This is a genomic window from Pseudoalteromonas sp. TB64 (genome assembly GCF_000498095.1).
Taxonomy (GTDB): domain Bacteria; phylum Pseudomonadota; class Gammaproteobacteria; order Enterobacterales; family Alteromonadaceae; genus Pseudoalteromonas.
On the sequence record NZ_AUTQ01000105.1, the window covers coordinates 1 to 19,944 of the forward strand.

Annotated in this window: 15 protein-coding genes and 1 pseudogene; 9 read left to right on the forward strand and 7 right to left on the reverse strand. The window is 40.0% G+C overall.

The annotated features are described in order from the left end of the window. Positions 1-330 precede the first annotated feature (330 nt). On the forward strand, positions 331-885 hold the full coding sequence (locus L647_RS0107840; protein ID WP_024610666.1) for a hypothetical protein: 555 nt from the start codon (positions 331-333) through the stop codon (positions 883-885). An 89-nt stretch (positions 886-974) separates the two neighbouring features. Here the strand turns inward: L647_RS0107840 and metH are convergent. The 4 genes and pseudogenes from metH to L647_RS0107865 all read right to left on the reverse strand — a co-directional run bounded on the left by metH (position 975) and on the right by L647_RS0107865 (position 6,492). Further along, positions 975-3,604, reverse strand: a pseudogene (gene metH / locus L647_RS1000000125220) (methionine synthase). 9 nt (positions 3,605-3,613) lie between these two features. Continuing rightward, entirely contained in the window at positions 3,614-4,687 is a 1,074-nt protein-coding gene (locus L647_RS0107855; RefSeq protein ID WP_024610669.1) for a homocysteine S-methyltransferase family protein, read from the reverse strand. Then, positions 4,677-5,624: a homoserine O-succinyltransferase gene (metA, locus tag L647_RS0107860; protein ID WP_010555178.1), complete on the reverse strand. Its 948-nt coding sequence runs from the start codon at positions 5,622-5,624 to the stop codon at positions 4,677-4,679. Before metA ends, L647_RS0107855 begins: the two co-directional genes overlap by 11 nt. Positions 5,625-5,838: 214 nt before the next feature. Continuing rightward, positions 5,839-6,492, reverse strand: a complete 654-nt coding sequence (locus tag L647_RS0107865; RefSeq protein WP_024610670.1) for a porin family protein — start codon at positions 6,490-6,492, stop codon at positions 5,839-5,841. Positions 6,493-6,831: 339 nt separating this feature from the next. Here L647_RS0107865 and ettA point away from each other — a divergent pair, with 339 nt between their 5' ends. From ettA to L647_RS0107885, 4 genes are all read left to right on the forward strand, one after another. After that, positions 6,832-8,505, forward strand: a complete 1,674-nt coding sequence (gene ettA / locus L647_RS0107870) for an energy-dependent translational throttle protein EttA (protein WP_024610671.1) — start codon at positions 6,832-6,834, stop codon at positions 8,503-8,505. 156 nt (positions 8,506-8,661) lie between these two features. Further along, on the forward strand, positions 8,662-9,030 hold the full coding sequence (locus tag L647_RS0107875) for a PilZ domain-containing protein (protein ID WP_024593523.1): 369 nt from the start codon (positions 8,662-8,664) through the stop codon (positions 9,028-9,030). Between the two features lie 53 nt (positions 9,031-9,083). Next, positions 9,084-9,992: a histone deacetylase gene (locus L647_RS0107880; protein WP_024589271.1), complete on the forward strand. Its 909-nt coding sequence runs from the start codon at positions 9,084-9,086 to the stop codon at positions 9,990-9,992. Between the two features lie 62 nt (positions 9,993-10,054). Continuing rightward, positions 10,055-10,558, forward strand: coding sequence for a TlpA disulfide reductase family protein (locus L647_RS0107885; RefSeq protein WP_024610672.1), 504 nt, complete (start codon positions 10,055-10,057; stop codon positions 10,556-10,558). A 1-nt stretch (position 10,559) separates the two neighbouring features. On the opposite strand, the gene L647_RS0107890 is transcribed toward L647_RS0107885, so the two are convergent. Then, positions 10,560-11,561: an AraC family transcriptional regulator gene (locus tag L647_RS0107890; RefSeq protein ID WP_024610673.1), complete on the reverse strand. Its 1,002-nt coding sequence runs from the start codon at positions 11,559-11,561 to the stop codon at positions 10,560-10,562. Continuing rightward, entirely contained in the window at positions 11,545-12,465 is a 921-nt protein-coding gene (locus tag L647_RS0107895) for a GGDEF domain-containing protein (RefSeq protein ID WP_024610674.1), read from the reverse strand. Before L647_RS0107895 ends, L647_RS0107890 begins: the two co-directional genes overlap by 17 nt. 297 nt (positions 12,466-12,762) lie before the next feature. Between L647_RS0107895 and L647_RS0107900 the strand changes: the two genes are divergently transcribed. From L647_RS0107900 to L647_RS0107915, 4 genes are all read left to right on the forward strand, one after another. Continuing rightward, positions 12,763-15,066 carry a TonB-dependent receptor gene (locus L647_RS0107900; RefSeq protein ID WP_024610675.1) on the forward strand — a complete coding sequence of 768 codons (2,304 nt, stop codon included), beginning with the start codon at positions 12,763-12,765 and terminating at the stop codon, positions 15,064-15,066. A 61-nt stretch (positions 15,067-15,127) separates the two neighbouring features. Further along, the gene (locus tag L647_RS0107905) at positions 15,128-16,102 is read left to right on the forward strand and encodes a metallophosphoesterase (RefSeq protein WP_024610676.1); all 975 of its coding nucleotides are present in this window, start codon (positions 15,128-15,130) and stop codon (positions 16,100-16,102) included. Between the two features lie 11 nt (positions 16,103-16,113). After that, positions 16,114-18,096 (forward strand): phytase, encoded by a 1,983-nt coding sequence (locus tag L647_RS0107910; protein ID WP_024610677.1) that lies wholly within the window; start codon positions 16,114-16,116, stop codon positions 18,094-18,096. Between the two features lie 196 nt (positions 18,097-18,292). Further along, positions 18,293-18,958, forward strand: a complete 666-nt coding sequence (locus L647_RS0107915) for a hypothetical protein (RefSeq protein ID WP_010555183.1) — start codon at positions 18,293-18,295, stop codon at positions 18,956-18,958. 101 nt (positions 18,959-19,059) lie between these two features. Here the strand turns inward: L647_RS0107915 and cyoE are convergent, their stop codons facing one another. After that, positions 19,060-19,944 (reverse strand): heme o synthase, encoded by an 885-nt coding sequence (cyoE, locus tag L647_RS0107920; RefSeq protein WP_024610678.1) that lies wholly within the window; start codon positions 19,942-19,944, stop codon positions 19,060-19,062.

Consider the following 19,944-nt stretch of genomic DNA (forward strand, 5'->3'; position numbering starts at 1 on the left):
CATATTTGTTGGTTTAGCGTATCTTCAACCTGATCTTTTTGCACTGCCGCTACATCGTAGTATCTAACTTGTGAGTATGAAAAGTACCAGCCAAAAATCGTCTGGCGAGATTGAATACGTTTAGATGTTAGTCCTAACATCTAGGCTATATAACCTTATTTTTCTGGCGTTTTAGCAGTAAAATATATTTAAACTGAATGCTGTAATTTGACTTCAACGGGTCGCGAATGCAAATATAACTAATAGCATACAACAAAATGTATAAAGCTCAGCCAATCTTGTACATACCAAATTGAGGTACACCTTAAGCAGGTGATTAAAGGGAATTTAATGAAACCTGAAAAATTAACGTTAAGTGAAAATATAAAGCGTGTTTTTTTATTTGCTCTGTCTTTTGTGTTCACTATGGCTTTGCCCTTTGCATCATACCGTGAAGTGATATTAGTCTTTGAGGCGTTAAATAAACATCAGCTAATTTTTAAAGAGAAGAGCTTTGCTCCGAGCTTAATTTTGGCCATCCCAATGCTTGCAATGCTTACTCGGCTAATATTATTAAGAGTAAGAAATATTGAAATAGAGCCTGAGCTTTTAATTAAATGGTATAAGGTCTGTGGAGCTACTTTAATTTTGATGTTATTTTCAGTTCCTACTTATACTTACTTTATTGAAAGTAAAATTAAAAGTGAAGGTTACACTATTTGTAATTCGTACACTGGTAGCTCTAGGGGAGCACCAGATATTTGGGTTACCTCTCAACACTACTGCATTAAAAAGGGTTATAGAGTCCGCTCAAAAATAATAGATTGGTTACAACAACAAACTAATGAGCCAACACCAGAAGATGTCATAAAAAAAGTAGATGAACTACTCGCGAATAGTCCTTAAAATAATCCCTAATGACTTTTTAAAACGTACAAAAAAACGAGCCTAATTAGGCTCGTTTTTGTTTTAACTTATAGCTTACCGTTTCTCTACTACTCCGGATCATACCCCAAATTAGGCGATAGCCATCTTTCAGCTTCTGCTAGCGTCATATTGGTTCGTTTAGCGTAGTCTTCAACTTGATCGCGTTGTACTGCGGCTACGGCGTAGTATTTAGCTTCTGGGTGTGAGAAGTACCAACCTGAAACAGCAGCACCTGGCCACATGGCGTACGAGCTAGTTAGCTGCATACCAATGCGCTTTTCGGTATCGAGCAATTGCCAAATTTTCTTTTTCTCGGTGTGCTCAGGGCACGCTGGGTAACCTGGCGCTGGGCGAATACCTTGGTAGTTTTCGCGTATTAGCTCATCGTTTGCTAGGTTTTCGTCTGGTGCAAAACCCCAATACTCTTTACGTACTTTTTCGTGTAGGTATTCTGCAAACGCTTCTGCGAGCCTATCAGCAACCGCTTTAATCATTATTTTGTTGTAGTCATCTTGCTGTGCGTCAAACGCATTTGCTAAGTCGTCTTCTTCTAAACCGCCCGTTACTGCAAACGCGCCAAAATAGTCTGGTGTGCCTTTGGGTGCTATGTAGTCGGCTAGGCAGTAGTTAGCAAAGTCGGTTTTTTCGGTTTGCTGACGTAAATGGCACGAGGTAGTTAACAGCTCTTTACGTGTTTCGTCGGTGTATATTTCTATGTCGTCCCCAACGCGGTTAGCAGGGAATAAACCTATTACGCCAAGTGGTTGCAAACTGCCTGCTTTTTCAAGGTCGTCTAACATGTCGTTAGCGTCTTTAAATAAGCTTTGCGCTTGCTCGCCTACTACTTCGTCGGTCATTATGCGCGGGTATTTACCGGCGATTGACCACGTCATAAAGTATGGCGTCCAATCTATGTATTTACGTAAAGTGGCAATTGATACGTTTTTAAACTCGATCACGCCGAGCTTTTTAGGCACCGGTGGCGTGTAGTTATCCCAATCAAGCACCGCTGCGTTATCGCGTGCGCGCTGGATTGTAACAGGCTTAGAGCGAGGTTTTTTACGCGCTTGTTGCTCGCGTACTTTTACATATTCAGCTTGGGTTTTTTCTAAAAAACCAGGCTTATGCTCTTTTGATAATAAATTAGATACTACACCTACCGCACGGCTGGCATTACTTACATACACTACGCCTTTGTCATATTGCGGCTCAATTTTTACTGCGGTGTGCGCTTTAGAAGTAGTAGCACCACCAATTAACAGCGGCAGTTCAAAACCACGGCGTTTCATTTCTTTTGCTACGTGTACCATTTCGTCAAGCGATGGGGTAATTAAGCCCGACAACCCAATAATATCGGCTTTTTCGTCGATGGCGGTTTGTAATATTTTATCAGCCGGTACCATTACACCTAAATCGATTACTTCATAGTTATTACATTGCAGTACCACGCCTACAATATTTTTACCTATGTCGTGTACGTCACCTTTTACGGTCGCCATTACTATTTTACCGTTAGTTGAGCCTTCTTCTTTTTCAAGCTCAATGTATGGGTCTAGGTAGGCTACGGCTCGCTTCATTACGCGCGCCGATTTAACAACTTGTGGTAAAAACATTTTACCTGCGCCAAATAAGTCGCCTACTACGTTCATGCCGTCCATTAACGGCCCTTCAATTACGTGAATAGGTTTAGCTGCTGCGGCGCGGCATTCTTCGGTATCTTCATCTATAAAGGTAGTAATACCTTTAACAAGCGCGTGCTCAAGGCGTTTTGCAACAGGCCATGTGCGCCACTCTAAATCTTCTACTCGCTCGGCTTGCGNATACCCGAGTATTTTGGTGCAAGCTCTACTAAACGCTCGCCTGCGCCTGAATCGGTATTAAGTATTACGTCTGTAACTGCTTTACGTAGTTCTTCTGGTATATCATCGTAAACGGCTAGTTGCCCTGCATTTACAATACCCATGTCCATGCCAGCTTGAATAGCGTGATATAAAAACACCGAGTGAATGGCTTCACGTACGGGGTTATTACCCCTAAACGAAAACGATACATTTGATACACCGCCCGACACTTTACAGTGCGGCAAATTTTGTTTAATGCGGCGTGTGCCTTCAATAAATTCTACGGCGTAGTTATCGTGCTCTTCAATACCGGTGGCTACGGCAAATATATTAGGGTCGAATATAATATCTTCTGGCGCAAAGCCAATGTCTTCTACCAATATTTTATAACTCCGCGCACATATTGCGAACTTACGGTCTGCCGTGTCGGCTTGCCCGTCGGTATCAAACGCCATTACAACAGCGGCTGCACCAAAGCGTTTTATTATTTTAGCTTGGCGAATAAATGGCTCTTCGCCCTCTTTTAGTGATATTGAGTTAACAATTGCTTTGCCTTGAATACACTTTAAGCCTGCTTCTATTACTTCCCATTTTGAGGAGTCGACCATAATTGGTACGCGAGAAATATCAGGCTCTGAGGCTATTAAGTTTAAAAACTTAACCATGGCGGCTTTTGAGTCCAACATGGCTTCGTCCATATTAATATCAATAACCTGTGCGCCGTTCTCTACTTGTTCGCGTGCAACTGTTAGTGCGGCTTCAAAGTCTTCTTCCATGATTAAACGTTTAAACATGGCAGAACCCGTTACATTGGTACGTTCGCCGACATTAGTAAATACTGCTATTTGTTGGGTCATGCTGGCTCCTTAATTTAAGTTACAGGCTTCAAGGCCTGATAAACGCATGCGTACTTCAAGCTCCGGTAGTTGGCGTGGTTTAACGCCCGCTAAACCTTTTGCAAAAGCGCGAATATGCGCAGGCGTGGTGCCACAGCATCCGCCTACTATATTAATAAAGCCCGATTTACCCCAATCGATAATTTCGGTTGCCATATCGCCCGCTTCTAAGTCGTATTCACCAAACTCATTTGGTAAGCCCGCATTAGGGTGTACCGATGTAAAGGTTTCGCACACGCGCGATAACTCTTCTACATACTGGCGCAGTAAATCAGGACCAAGCGCACAGTTTAGACCAATCGAAATAGGCTTAATATGGCGAATAGAGTTATAAAATGCTTCGGTTGTTTGCCCCGAAAGCGTACGACCAGAGGCATCGGTAATAGTACCCGAAATCATAACTGGTAATTTACGCCCTGCTTGCTCAAAGGCTTCTTCTACGCCAAACGAGGCGGCTTTTGCGTTAAGGGTGTCGAATATAGTTTCGATTAGTATTAAATCGGCGCCGCCTTCCATTAATGCAAGTGTTGATTCAATATACGCAGTAACCAGCTTGTCAAAGGTGACATTTCGGTAACCCGGATCGTTTACGTCTGGCGAAATTGAACACGTTTTAGATGTCGGCCCTAAAACACCGGCTACATAACGCGGTTTTTCTGGCGTTTTAGCCGTAAATTCATCACAAATGGCGCGTGCTAATTTAGCCGACTCTAGGTTTATTTCACGGCTTAGGCTTGCCATGTCGTAATCTTCCATCGAAATAGTGGTCGAGTTAAACGTGTTGGTTTCGATAATATCGGCGCCCGCTGATAAAAAACCACGATGAATGTCAGTGATTAAATTGGGCTTGGTTAGGCTTAATAAATCGTTATTGCCTTTAATTAATACATGCCAGTCTTTAAAACGCTCTCCGCGATAGTCTTCTTCTTCTAGCTTATGATCTTGGATCATGGTGCCCATAGCGCCATCTAAAATTAAAATGCGTTTTTTTAATGCGGCGCTTATTTCGGCTTGCTTATTATTTGTAGGAGCGTTATTCGGCATAGTTGTTAGTCCTCACGTCTTGGCTAACTAAATTAATATCATACGGTGTGGTTTGGTACACGTAGTAATTTAACCAGTTCGAAAAAAGTAAAAAAGCATGGCTTTGCCACGTTTTTGAAGGTTGTTTGGTTGCATCGTCATCCGGAAAATAATTTTCGGGTTTTGGTGCATTAGGGCTTTTTTTACAATCGCGGTCGTATTCTGCTTTTAGCGAGTCGGCGTCATACTCAGGGTGACCGGTTATAAACACTTGGCTACCCGATTTATTTTTAAGTAAGTAAGCCCCTACTCGCTCAGAACCTGCCAGTACAACTAGCTCATCGCAGGCGTTTATTTTATTTATATCAATGTGACCATAGCGTGAGTGCGGTACTAAAAAGGTGTCGTCGAACCCGCGAGTCAGTGCGCCGTGATCAAAGTAACATTGGTGGGTAAATACACCACACAGTTTGTCGTCTTTTAAATCACGCTTTAAATTGTAACGGTGATATAACGCTGCATGTGCTGCCCAGCACGAAAATAACGTAGAGGTAACATGTTGCTCAGCCCAATCAATAATGACCTTTAGCTCATCCCAATACGCTACATCGTCGTATTCTAAATGGGCAAGTGGCGCACCGGTTACAATTAACGCATCGTAATTGTTGTCTTTAACCTCAGAAAAATAACGATAAAAGGTATCAAGGTGCTCTTCAGAATTACTGCTACTGCGGTGAGTGTCGAGGCGCAGTAGTTCTACATTTACTTGCAAAGGCGAGTTGGCAAGCAAACGAATAAACTGAACTTCGGTTTCTACTTTATTAGGCATTAAGTTTAAAATAGCCAAACGCATTGGGCGTATTTCTTGCGTTTTTGCACGTGTTTTTGGCATTACAAATACGTTTTCTTGACGTAAACGTGCAATAGCCGGTAACTCGTCTTTTACTGTAATTGGCATATTTTTACTCCTGCTCATAAAAACCGAAAGTTAATTATGAACTGAAAGTAAAAAATATCAACCTCTAGATGTATAGATGTCTAAATGAAATTTATTCATTCTATTAAATTAGGATTTACCGAGGTGGTGTGTATGAGGAAAATGCCTTTATTATAAAATAACCTACTTTAATATTTTGAACTAGCGCTACTAAAAACGAGTAGCGCATATACAGTTAAAAACGGTAAATCACAGATAAATTAAGTGCGTAAATATCGCCTTGGTCTGTATCAAAATATTGATACTCTGCACTTACTTGCCATTGTTGACTTAACATATAGTCAACTCCAGTTCCGTAAGTTACGCCGCCTTCGTCGTAGTTTTGCTCAGTTATAAGCGAAGTTTGTGAATCTGTACCAATTATTGATTCTGCCAGGTTTTTTAAGTCGCCTTCATTGTAACTTAATTTATTTCTACCATAGCCGCCAAATAAAAACACATCAGCTCGAGATGAAATTGGGTAATTAGCTTTTACAAATATACTTGTTTGCAAATCAAGGCTTGAATCAATTTGGCTCTGAATGGGTTCTGAGGTGAGCGAGCCGTCTTGTGGGTTTTGAGTAAAAACAACTCCATTTAAAGGTGCTAATTCATCATTTAATCCAAACCCTACACGCCCTTCTAATGCAAAGTATTGCGAAAACTGATAACCAAACCGTCCGTAAAGCGTTGTAAATTGTAAGCTATCACTTTCATGAACATCAATCTGTGTTGAGCCCATACCTACTCCATGGTAATAGCCGCTTACACGGAGCATGTCTGCGTGGCTCGAAAATGAATATAAACCTAAAAGTAACGCGCTTAATTTTATAACTGTTGTTGTTTTCATGTTCATTCCTTAAACGTAATTAATACTAGATGACTACTTATGATTTAAAAAAGTTTTAGACTAACTCTTAAAATTTGTTTCTTTTTTGTAACCTGTAAACATCTTGTCTCTTTTTTACTCAAATTGAAATATCTTCGAACAATATAAAACAATGCATTACATTATCTTACACATTACGGACTTTGTAATAACCGCATTTTAATGAGCTTTTAATAAGCTATAAACGCATCCATTACCAACACAAGTGTATAGTTCTATACAGCATTCGTTGACTGTTTCACCCGTCAGCCACTACAATACAACATTGAAATTTTTATTATTATTTGAAGGCTTTCCTCCATGGTTTTACCTGATAAATTTATATTCTCGATGAGTCGAGTATCTAAGGTTGTGCCACCTAAGCGCACTATCTTAAAAGATATTTCGTTACACTTTTTTCCTGGCGCTAAAATTGGTGTGCTTGGTTTAAACGGTTCTGGTAAATCTACGTTACTACGTATTATGGCCGGTGTTGACCAAGATTTTGAAGGTGATGCACATCCTCAGCCTGGTACAAAAATTGGTTATTTACCGCAAGAGCCTGTTTTAGACGAAAGCAAAACAGTTCGTGAAATTGTTGAAGAAGCTGTTGGCGAAGTTAAACACGCACTTAAACGTCTTGACGAAGTGTATAACGAATACGCCATGGAAGACGCTGACTTTGACGCACTTGCAAAAGAGCAAGGCGAGCTTGAAGCTGTTATTCAGGCGCACGATGGTCACAACATTGATAACGTTTTAGAGCGTGCTGCTGATGCACTCCGCCTACCAGAATGGGATGCTAAAATTGAGCACCTTTCAGGTGGTGAGCGTCGTCGTGTTGCTATATGTCGATTATTGCTTGAAAAACCAGACATGCTTATTCTCGATGAACCAACTAACCACTTGGATGCTGAGTCGGTTGCATGGTTAGAGCGCTTCTTACACGATTACGAAGGCACTGTTGTGGCGGTAACGCATGACCGTTACTTCCTTGATAATGTAGCGGGTTGGATATTGGAGCTTGACCGTGGTGAAGGTATTCCATGGGAAGGTAACTACTCTTCTTGGCTTGAACAAAAAGATGCGCGCTTACAGCAAGAACAAAAATCTGAAAAAGCACGTCAAAAATCAATTGCGCAAGAACTTGAATGGGTTCGTTCAAACCCTAAAGGTCGTCAAGCTAAGTCAAAAGCACGTATGGCTCAGTTTACTGAAATGCAGCAGTCTGATTACCAAAAACGTAACGAAACTAACGAGATGTTTATTCCACCTGGTCCGCGTTTAGGCGACCAAGTACTTGAAGTAACTAATCTTCGTAAGAGTTTTGGCGATCGCGTTTTAATTGACGACTTAAGCTTTAGCATGCCAAAAGGTGCCATTGTAGGTATTATTGGCGCGAATGGCGCAGGTAAATCAACGCTGTTTAAAATGATCAGTGGTGAGCAAAAGCAAGACAGCGGTAGCATTACTATTGGCGAAAGCGTACACATTGCTACCGTTGATCAGTTCCGCGACGGTATGGACGAAAGCAAAACTGTTTTCCAAGAAATATCAGACGGTCAAGACGTACTAAAAATTGGTAACTTTGAGTTCCAAAGCCGTGCGTATGTAAGTCGCTTTAACTTTAAAGGTAACGATCAGCAAAAGTTTGTTAAAGACCTATCAGGTGGTGAGCGTAACCGTTTACACCTTGCTAAGTTATTAAAAGCTGGCGGCAATGTGTTACTACTCGATGAGCCAACCAATGACTTGGACGTTGAAACACTACGCGCACTTGAGAACGCTATTTTAGAGTTCCCTGGTTGTGTAATGTGTATCTCGCATGACCGTTGGTTCCTTGACCGTATTGCTACGCACATTTTAGATTACCGCGACGAAGGTCAAATTAACTTCTTTGATGGTAACTATACTGAATACGAAGAGTGGCTTAAAAAGACACTAGGTGCAGCAGCAACTGAACCTAAACGTATTAAGTACAAAAAAATTGGTTAATATTTACCGTAATTAATTTATTACAGTAAAACTAAGCCCTGCATTTATGCGGGGCTTTTTTATGCCACCAGCATTACAGGAGCATATCCTGCTAGCATGTAGAGAATTACCCGCTATGCTTAATTTATTATAAAAACAGTAAGGCTAAATTAGGTTATGCAAAATCGTCGTCAGTTTTCTCGTGTTTTATTTTCAACCGATGCACAAGTAATTTTTAATGATCACCAATACCCATGTAAATTACTTGATGTATCTTTGCATGGCGCATTAATCACTAAATGCGATGCTTTTATAAGTAACACTAATTCTAATGCAATACTGCGTTTTATACTTCCTCAAAGCGAAATAGAAATAAAAATGGAGGTTGTGGTGTGCCATATAGAAGCCGATCATATTGGTTTAAAATGCCACCATATTGATATAGACAGCATTACTTATTTAAAGCGTTTAATAGAGCTAAACTTAGCTGATGACGAACTATTACATCGCGAACTCGCTATGTTGATTCACGACACACAAGAATAGACTCATTTGGATTAGTTGATTACCATAGAACAAATTTTTCAACTTGTGTAAACATGACTTTAAATCCACATTTACCTTTGGTGTATCACCCTAACTACTCGTTTAATTTCGATCCAAAGCATCGTTTTGCAATGAGTAAGTTTGCACATTTATATCAGCATGTTGCAGAGCTTGGTTTGATTGGCGATAACCTGGTTGAGCCAATATTAGGCACGCCAGAGCCACTTGAGCTAATACACTGCGAAAATTACATACACGATTTATGGAATAACCGCTTAGATGAAAAAGCAATGCGCCGCATTGGTTTACCTTGGTCAAAAGAGCTTATGGCACGTACCTTTACAGCTCCTCAAGGTACGTTACAAACCGCCCGCTTAGCACTTAAACATGGTATAGCGTGTCACCTTGCTGGTGGTACACACCATGCACATACCGATTTTGGCTCAGGCTACTGCATGGTTAACGATTTAGCCTTTACCACACAAACTTTAATTGAATCGGGTGAAGTAACTAACGTACTTATTTTTGATTTAGACGTGCACCAAGGTGATGGCACAGCTGCAATGTTAGAGCATCAAGCATACGCTTATACTTGTTCTATCCATTGTGAAAAAAACTTCCCCTTTAGAAAGTCCGCTAGCGATTTAGATATTGGCTTAGCCGATAACATGAAAGACGACGAATACCTTGCCGTAGTTGACGACACCTTGAGTTATTTACTTAAAGAGCTAAACCCAAGCTTGGTACTTTACGATGCAGGCGTTGATATTTGGCAAGGCGATGGCTTGGGTAAATTAGATATCAGCTGGGATGGCATAGTTAAGCGCGACCATTTAGTGCTAAAACGCTGCCTTGAACACAATACACCCGTTGCTACAGTAATAGGTGGTGGCTACGATAAAGACCACCTTCGGCTCGCTAAACGCCACGCTATTGTTGTTGAGCAAGCTGCTCGCTTTTAGTTTGAAATAAAAATGTTAAATTCTCGTTCTTATTTAATATGTAAAATAAGAACGAACATATTATGAAGCAACTATTTATTGCCATCGCACTAATTTTTATAAGCTTTACAAGCTATTCGCAAGAAGAAAGCACGCAAGAAACATACCCTAAGTTACCTACATTAAATTTACAAATGGCTGATGGGTCTGCACTCAATACTCAAGATTTATTAGGTCAACCTTACGTTTTACACTTTTGGGCAACGTGGTGTCCGTACTGTAAAAAGCTGCAACCAGCACTTCAAAAAATTGATGATATGGGCTTAAAAGTTATTGCCGTGAGCTTTAAAGAAGATGACGATGCCACTCCCGCTAAAGCGCTTAGCGATAGAGGTTATACTTTTAAAACAGCCGTAAAAGCCGATGCAATAGCACAGCAATTAGGTATACGAGGCACACCTACTACATTGTTTGTAAATAAAGAAGGTAATGTAATTTGGCTGACTAATACGTCAAACCCAGAGGACGCAAACCTACATTTAAAGGCACGAACATTGTTACACTCCATCGACATGGCAACTGAGTAACTTATTGCGCTTTTAACTGATTAGGTGTTAAGCCTGTCCAGCGCTTAAAGGCGCGCCGAAAGTTAGGTATATCGTAAAAAGCTAAATGCTCAGCGACTTGTTCGTTATGTTTAGCGCACAGAGTAAGTAGGTAAATAGCTTTGTGCTTATTTTGCTCATCTATTAACGCTGAAAAGCGTACCCCATTGAGTTTGAGTCTGCGCTTAAATGTAGCTGAGCTCATAGCAAAGTGCTTTGCGGTACACTCTAAATTAGCACTTGGGTGAGAGTATAAGTATCTGCAGACGGCTTCAATAAAAGTCATGCTAACTACGCTTTTATTATGTAGCTGCGACTGCGCTTGCATAAATCGTAATTGACTCGCATGCGGGTTTTTAGCCCTTAACATGGTTTTATTTAATACCCAGCGAGTACATGGCTTATCAAAACTTACCTTTAGCCCTAAATTTTGTTCGTACTCTTGAATATGCCGAGGGCGTTTAAAAGCAAAGTCGAACTGACAATGCGGGTAACTTTCGCTCACTCGTTTAAGTAAACTATAAAATGCAGTGCTGTATATCTCTAGCACATAGTGGTAAAGGCTTTCATCAAGCCCATGTGCTGGCTGAATATAAATATAAACATTATCGTTTTTAATATACGTTTGGCTAAACAGCAAAGGCGCTAATTGCATTCTTAAAAGTGATAATTGCTTTAATACTTGAGCTAAATTATCGCTATATTTTAATGCCTGAGCTTCGGCTCGAGTGTCGTTAATAAGTTGGCTACCGAGTAAAAAACCACTGTCAGTACTTTTCATCAACAACTTAAATTGAGCTAATAAACGCACCTGCTGAGACACACTAAATGTATGCTGAAAATTAAGTAAGTCTTGTTCAAAAATACCGGTACCGCGTAGCAGCTTATGTAAATTTATGTTTCGGCTTTGAGCAAGCTCTACAGCTGACGTAATAAGTCCTTGAGCGCTTAAATATTTGTCGTCTTGGCTAACAAACATGTGCACGGTGCGCTACTTTTTGTTGATGCTTTTTTTGTTGTAATTGACTATGCAGTTGGCTTGTTAGTTTATCTGTACTGCTATGCTTATTACCTTGTATTAAGGCGGTAGTGACATATTGAAACTTTGCTTTTTTAGATGCTTCAACTTTAAATGCACAATGCTTTAGAGCTCCTTTAATTTGCGCCATCAGCTCTTTAGCTTGCTGCTCTGTGGTGGCTGGCATTAATACCATAAAGCAGTCTCCTGCGTAGCGGCATACTACATCACTTAGTCGGCAATTCATTAATAATAGATCGCTAATTTCACGCAGTAACCGGTCGCCCTCGCGAAAGCCAAACTCACTATTAAAATGCGAAAAATCACGAATATCAATAGCCCCAAGCCATAGTGGTTGTTTGCTCGTAAGTTGCTCTTTAATTGCTGAATCTAGATACTGCGCCTTATAAAGACCTGTAACTGAGCACACCTTATCGTGCTCACGTAAATGCGCTTCACGGCGGCGTAGCTGAAGATTTAATACGTACTGCTCTTGATGCCAATAATACAAACCCACACTCGTTAACAACATGCCTAAAGGTGCTGGCAGAGATTCAATCCAACTGAGCCATTGATGCGCTGGATGCATTAACCATTCATCAAGTAAATCTAGAGTTGCCGAGAACATAAATAGCCCAACACCTATCACTAAGTAAGTGGTTACTTTACTCGGTGGTCTTGAAATTAATAACGCGGCAATCCATACAAGGGTCATTAATACAATACCGCCCTCCCCCATAATATCGAGCCACTGAATACTGGCGTAAGTTTTTAATACACCTAAGTAACTACTTAAAAACACAGCGCTAAAAAACATCGCAATAATAGCGTTTATTAATAATCGGTGGCTGATAAAGGGGTTAAATCGCATGTGCGGTATCTCGTTTATAAATGAGTTTTGAAGTTAGTTCATACAAGTTTTTGTTAGCAGGGTCATATTAGCTCAGCTATATGACAACGAGATGATACCTACTTTAAAAACAGCCCTGCACGGTACATAACACCTGACTTTACAAGGAGTGATAAAAGCTCAGTACGCTCTACATATTACTCAAACACCTCTAAATACATGTATTTAAACTAAACACTGTCACATTTACGTAACCAAATATCTTTAGCTTGCTCGCCATACCAAGAAACAACCCAGTAATAACCAAGAGCAAATACAATGAAACACTTTAAAATAAAAGTACTGGTAGCCGCATTAGCCTTATGTAATTTAACGGCTTATGCAGAAGATGATGCAAAAGAAACTACAAAAAAAGATATCGAAGTTTCTGACAAAATTGTTGTATATGGTGAAATTGGTTACAGAAACCGTTCTGACGAACTCGCACCAACCTTAGAATATTCACAAGAATACTTTCAACGTTTTGAACCTTTAACCGCAGGCGATGCATTAAAACGAGTACCCAGTGTTACATTTTTATCGGATGTACTTGAATCGGATGGTGCACGTATGCGGGGGTTAAGCCCTGCTTATACAAAGGTGCTTATAAACGGTGAAGAAGTACCTGGCGCTGGTGCCGATCGTTCATTTTTTGTTGACCGAATTCCGGCTGAGTTAATTGAACGCGTTGAAATAATTCGCTCATCAAGTGCTAACCGCTCAGCCGATGCTATTGCGGGCACATTAAATATTGTATTGCGCGATGGTTACAGTTTAGATGGCGGTTACTTGCGTGCTGGTGGCTTGTTTTATGATGATGGTGAATTTAAAGAAAGCTTAGCTGCAGTGTACGGTACTGAATTTGCTGGTGGGCGCTTATTACTTGGTGCAAATTTACAAGGCAGATATAACCCAAAACAAAAAACTAGTTTGCGCTACGGCGATAGCCCTGAAAACAATATAAATTTTCAAACAGAAGAATTTGATAACCGCGAAGACCAATCTGACACTCGCGATGGCGACGACACGTCACTTAACTCCAGCTACGAAATTGTTTTTGACGACGATAGTCAGTTTAATATTAGCGCTATGTGGGTTGATACAGAGCGTACTGAGGATGAACGTTCATTTGAATACAACGACCCAACTGCAACCAATAACGATATTGTAAATGGCGGTAACTTAGAAACAGATAATGCCAATGTTAAATATATTGACCAAACTAATTACAACATCAATACCGCTTATGAATTTCCACTACTAAGTGGCACAAGTAAGTTTAAATTTGGCTTTGCTAGGTTTGAAGAGTCTGTTTATGAGGAAGAAGTCGAATTAGATACCTCAGAGCTGCCTATGGTATTTGAAGAAGAGCAAACTAAAAGTGAAATAGATGATAAAGAATGGACTCTACAGTGGCAACACAGCCAACCTTGGGGTGACAGCAAAGAAATTCAGTTTGGTGCATTTTTACAAAATAAAAAACGCGACAGTGAAATTTTAGAATCGCAAAACGAATTAGAACTTGCACTTACCAGTTGGGATCAATACGCAGCAACACCTTTAACGCTTGCTGCATTTAATAGCGAGTACGAAGCGGTTACTGGTGGTGTAAATACTTTAGAAGAAGATCGCTTTGACTTATTTGCCCTTGTTAAGCACAAAGATGATTTATTTGCTTGGGAGCTGGGCGTTCGCTGGGAGTCTACCGATTCTAAAATTAATGATAAAACAATTGGCGTGACCGAAAATAATAGTTACGACTTTATCCTCCCCTCGGCACACTTTCGTTATAACGTTAGCGAAAATGGGCGTATAAGTGCATCGGTTGCGCGTAGTTTACGCCGCCCTGAGTTTGATTTTTTAACGCCGGCACTTATCGAAAAAGAGCTTGGCGATAACGACCAACTAGGGAACCCTGAATTAAAACCAGAATCAGCTTGGGGTATGGACTTAGGCTACGAGTATCGCTTAGGAAAAAGTGGCGTTGTAGGTATTAATTTATTTTATCGCAAAGTAAATGACCTAATAGAAATAACAAATACAGGACAAGAAGGCTCTGAGGGCGAAGGTACATTTGTACTGCAACCACGCAACACAGGCGATGGTAATGTTAAAGGCGTTGAGCTTGATTTATCTACTCCACTTGGCGCATTTAGCATGCCTAATACGGGTGTATTTTTAAACTACTCATGGCTTGATAGTGAAGTAACCGATTTTTTTGGAACTCGCAAATTTAACGACCAATCAGACTACGTTTATAACGTTGGGTTTATTCAAGACTTACCCGAACTCAAAGCTGCATTTGGCGTAACTTACCGCAAGCAAGGTGATGCCTATGGACGTATTGTAGGTGAAGAAATCACTACGTCTTACAGTGCCGACTTTGAAGTGTTTTTAGAAAAACGTTGGGAAGATGTAACGCTACGCTTGGTGGGTTCAAACCTACTTGATGCAAGTAAAGACGAAACCTTCAATAAATTTGATACCGTTGAAGATCAGTTTAGTAGAAGCTTTGATGAGTACGAAATTGAGTCTGAAGAAGCGGGACCAGTTTATCAACTTATGCTGCGTTACGCGTTTTAAATAAGTTTATGAGGTAGTGCTAATCACTTTATTTAGCGCTACCAAACATGGGAGAACAATAATGATAAAAAAAACATTACTGCTAATAACACTTGGCTTATGCAGTATACAAAGCGTATTGGCAAACGTAACGTACACCGATGTATTATACGAGCAACAAAAAATTGCCAACTTGACGGTCCTGCCTAAGAGCTTAAATTTTACGGTTATTGGTGATTGGGGTCATAACGGGCACTTTTATCAAAAAGACGTAGCACACCAGTTAGAAATAGCGATGTTTCAAACGGATGGTGATTTTACTATTTCAACTGGCGATAACTTTTATCCCAATGGCGTGGCAAGTGTTAACGACCCGCTTTGGCAAAGTGCCTATGAAGATATTTACCATGGTCCACATACATTCGAGCCTTGGTATGTAGTACTGGGTAATCATGATTATTTAGGTAATGCGCAAGCACAACTTGATTACAGTAAAAAAAGTCAGCGCTGGAATTTACCTGCACGCTATTACAGCAAAACCTTTACTTTAAAAGGTGGCGAGCAGATATTAATGGTGTTTTTAGACACTAATACTTTAAATCCTGAATACAAAACACGCGAAAAATACAAAGCAACTCAAGGGCAAAACAGCCAAGCGCAATTAACATGGTTAAATAGCCAGCTCGAAAATAGCCAAGCACGATGGAAAATAGTGGTTGGTCATCACCCACTTTATAGCAGTGGAAAACGTTACGGACTTACTGAAGGTTTACGTAATTTACTCGAGCCCATATTTGAGCAAAATGGTGTGCAAGCATACATAGCAGGACACGAACATGACCTGCAACATAACCAAATAGATGGCAGTAAACTCGACCACTTTGTATCTGGTGGCGGTAGCGAAGCGCGTTACGTAAAACAACGTGAATTTACGCGTTTTGCAGAAGCTACACCAGGACTTTTAAGCTTTTCGATTAACAATGAAGCACTAAAAGCAACGGCTATTAACTATAAAGGCGAAGTGCGTTACAGCACTCAAAAGCGCTTTGACCAATAAAGGGTTACAACATGAACTTTAAATTAAAAACATCTATTAGCTTAATTGTAAGTAGCTTAGTGCTCAGTACATTAAGTGCGTGTAGCAATAGTAACGTGACTACAAATACGGCAGTAAAAAACACACCCGATAAAGTAGTCATTAATAGTACTAAATTTGGTCCAACAGATAACATGCAAGGCTCACAAGCGGCATGGTTAAATAATAACAATTGGTTGCTAGCAAGCGAAAGCAAAGGCTTAGTGTTAGTTGAAAGTGAAACGCAACAAAGCAGCATTATAAAAAAAGGTAACTTTGAAGCGCTTGCTGTCACTAAGCTAACAGCACACTCATTTTTGGTTGCAACTATTGATAACAATCAAGATAACGTAGTTATATTTAAGCTTGAACACACTCAAAGTGGCTGGAATACAATTGAACTAACGCGTATTAATCCACCACAAGCACAACCCGATACAGTGTGTTTATTCACTAATAAAGCGAGTGAATCAATATCAGCATTTGTACCTGATGTACGCGGGCTAATTACTGAAACGATTGTTTTTGATACAGCGAATAATAAAGCGGTTAACGTAAATTTACGTGAATTTTCTGGCGTTAGTGAGGCGTCGGGTTGTGCTGTAAGTACAACAACAAATACCTTATATGTAAGTGAAAGCGAAGTAGGCATTTGGGCAATAAACGCGAACGCGGAATCGCAAGCAGATAAAAAACCGATTGCTTTAGTCGCACCCTTTGGAAAGTTACACAGTGAACTAGGAGCTATTTCGGCTTCGCAAGATGGTATGATTTGGTTTACTAGTACCAAAAACAATACTGTGTATGCTTATGATCCAATTGGCAAAGCGTTTAATAACTGGATGTTAAATGGTGACTTGAGCTTGGAATCGGTAGCGGTAAATTACACAAGTAACAACGCGGCAACGGCAGTGCTGTATAACGACGAAACAGGCGCTTATATTAAAAGTACATTGCCTGTAACACCTATCAAAAAACCATTAAAAACCAACACTCAATCAATCACTCAAATAAAGGCAAGTGCACAAACAGCCCCCGTTCAAGCATTTGGTGATGCAGCAGACGATCCGGCAATTTGGGTTAACCCTAAAAATGCAGCAAACAGCTTAATTTTAGGCACTGATAAACGCCGTGGACTAATGGTATATAGCCTAAATGGCAAGCTTGAACAGTCACTTGAAGTTGGTCGTTTAAATAACGTGGACCTGCGACAAAATAGCACCATTAAAAACAGTACCAATACATTAATAACCGCCAGTAACCGAACACTTAATGGTATTAGTGTATTTACAGTACAAGCTAATAATAATGTGAAGTACATTACTGATATTCCTACCAATCTTGATGAAATTTATGGCTTATGTATGTACTCGTCAAATACGGGGAACTATGTATTTGTAAATGATAAATCGGGGCTGTATCAGCAATATAAAATCATTGAGAATAACGAAAAAATAACAGGCAAGCTTGTTCGCGAGTTTAACCTACCAAGCCAACCAGAAGGCTGTAGTGCAGATGATGCACTAGGACAATTATTTGTAGGCGAAGAAGATGCCGGTATTTGGTTTATAGGTGCAGAGCCAACGGCAGGAAGTACACCGGTTATGCTACAAGGCATAAATGAGCAACTTGTTGATGATGTTGAAGGTATGGAAATTTACCACAGCGACAAAACACGTTATTTAGTTGTTTCGAGCCAAGGTGATAACAGCTACGTACTGTATAAAATAAAGAATGGTACTGCGGGCATTAAAACACCTAGCTTAGAGTTTGCAGGTAAGTTTAGTGTAATAAGTGATTTGGTTAATGGTATTGATGGCACATCAGAAACCGACGGGTTAACAGTAACATCTAAGTCTCTTCCGGGTTATCCTGAAGGTATTTTAGTTGTACAAGATGGTTATAACCGTATGCCACAGCAGCCTCAAAACTTTAAAATAATAGATTGGCGAGAAGTAAAAAAAGCAATTAAGTAGTGCTTATTTAGTCGCCATTATTTTAATGTCGCTTTGAGATTACCTTGAAACCATCTTGAAATTACCTTGAAATTGTATAAAAGGCTCATTTGAGCCTTTTATACAATCCTTTGCAGTTAAGTATTAAGTGTAATTAACTCAATGTAATATATATTTTTATACTACAATTTAAGCTCATAAATTAATTGAGATTATAATGCGCTTACTACTTACTTTATTACTAATCACTTTAAGTGGCTTTGCCGCAGCTGAAGAAGAAAAAGCAGAACTTCCACCGGTAGACCCCGCTTACAATGCTGAGCACCCTATGGCTTTGGTTAATCAAGGCTCGTCTATTATTGCAATGAATTTACCCACCTATAATTTACCCAATGATGTGCAAGTTGTTTATAAAATAGGAAACCCCGATGTTCCATTTTTAGGCTTTGTTAGAAATGCCGAGTTAATCACCGTAAAGCCACAAGCGTTTAATATTCAGCATTTAATGCGTGGTGAAGAAATTACGATTATTGCCGATATTTACGAGGGTGATTATCAACAAGGTGGTAGTTTAATTTATTCAAAAAAAGAGTTGGTCTTGAGTAAGCAGCTGTATGCCAGAGAACTAAAAGATTTGAGTGAATCATCGCAATGGCAAGACTACGACATGATTACACTAAGCGGTACTGAGCGTATTTATATTCATAAAATTCAAAAAGCACCGAGCTATAACCATCTTATTTTTGTAGATTTAGTTAATGCGTGTATGCAAAAACTTCGTACCTCAAAACGTGTCCCAGCTGAAAATGAGCTTACCTATAAATTTATTAATTGCGGCACGCTTAAACCACTTTATTACAATGCTGATGATTTTAAAAAGTAAAAGAGCGAGTATACGAATGTTCAATTATTTTAATATTTAGGCATAAAAAAAGGCTCTTTCGAGCCTTTGGATTAACTTTGGAATAGTTAAAAAATTTTAAATTAGGTAAGCGTTAATAGCTGTGGAGCAACGCTATGATAATCAACAGCCATAGCAATGCTTAACGCTGTAATATTAATAATTGAAAATGCGAACACTTTACGTGCCCAGCTGCTCATATCAATATTACGACGATAGCCGCGTAGCGCCATTAGCAACCACCAAAAGCTGGTAATACAAGCAACAGCCATAAAAGCAGCACCTGTGTAGCCAGTAATTGGCAGTAACATCACAACTAAGGCATAGACAGCTATGTAAAGCACAATGTGGCGCTTTGCTTTATCAATACCTTGCGCTACGGGTAATACAGGAATACCTGCAGCTTGGTAATCTTTAAAGCGAAAAATAGCGATAGCGTAAGAGTGCGGCATTTGCCACAAGCTAAACATAACTAGCAGTATTAATGCGCCCATATCGAACTGCCCTGTCACGGCGCAGTAACCAACTACTGGTGGTACAGCGCCAGAAAGGCTACCTACAAAAGTGCCATATACTGAGTTACGTTTCATGTAGAGGCTATAAACCCCTACATAAATAACATAACCAAAGGCTGCAAAAAACACGGCAGCTTGAGTAGTAAAAGCAATTAATAACCCAAAACCTACAATACCCAATAAAACACCGTGGCTAAGTGCAGCCTTAGCAGACATTTCGCCAGTTACAGTTACACGTGTACGAGTACGTGCCATTGCTACATCTATATCTCTATCAATTACATTATTGATAGCACAACCCGATGCAACTACGAGCGATAAGCCAATTAACGTGGCAACCATTAACCATGGATCTATGTCACCGCGCGAGGCAAGTAAAAACCCACCCGCTACGCTGATTAAATTCCCCATAATAATACCTGGCTTTGTCACTGATAAATAACGACGAAACAT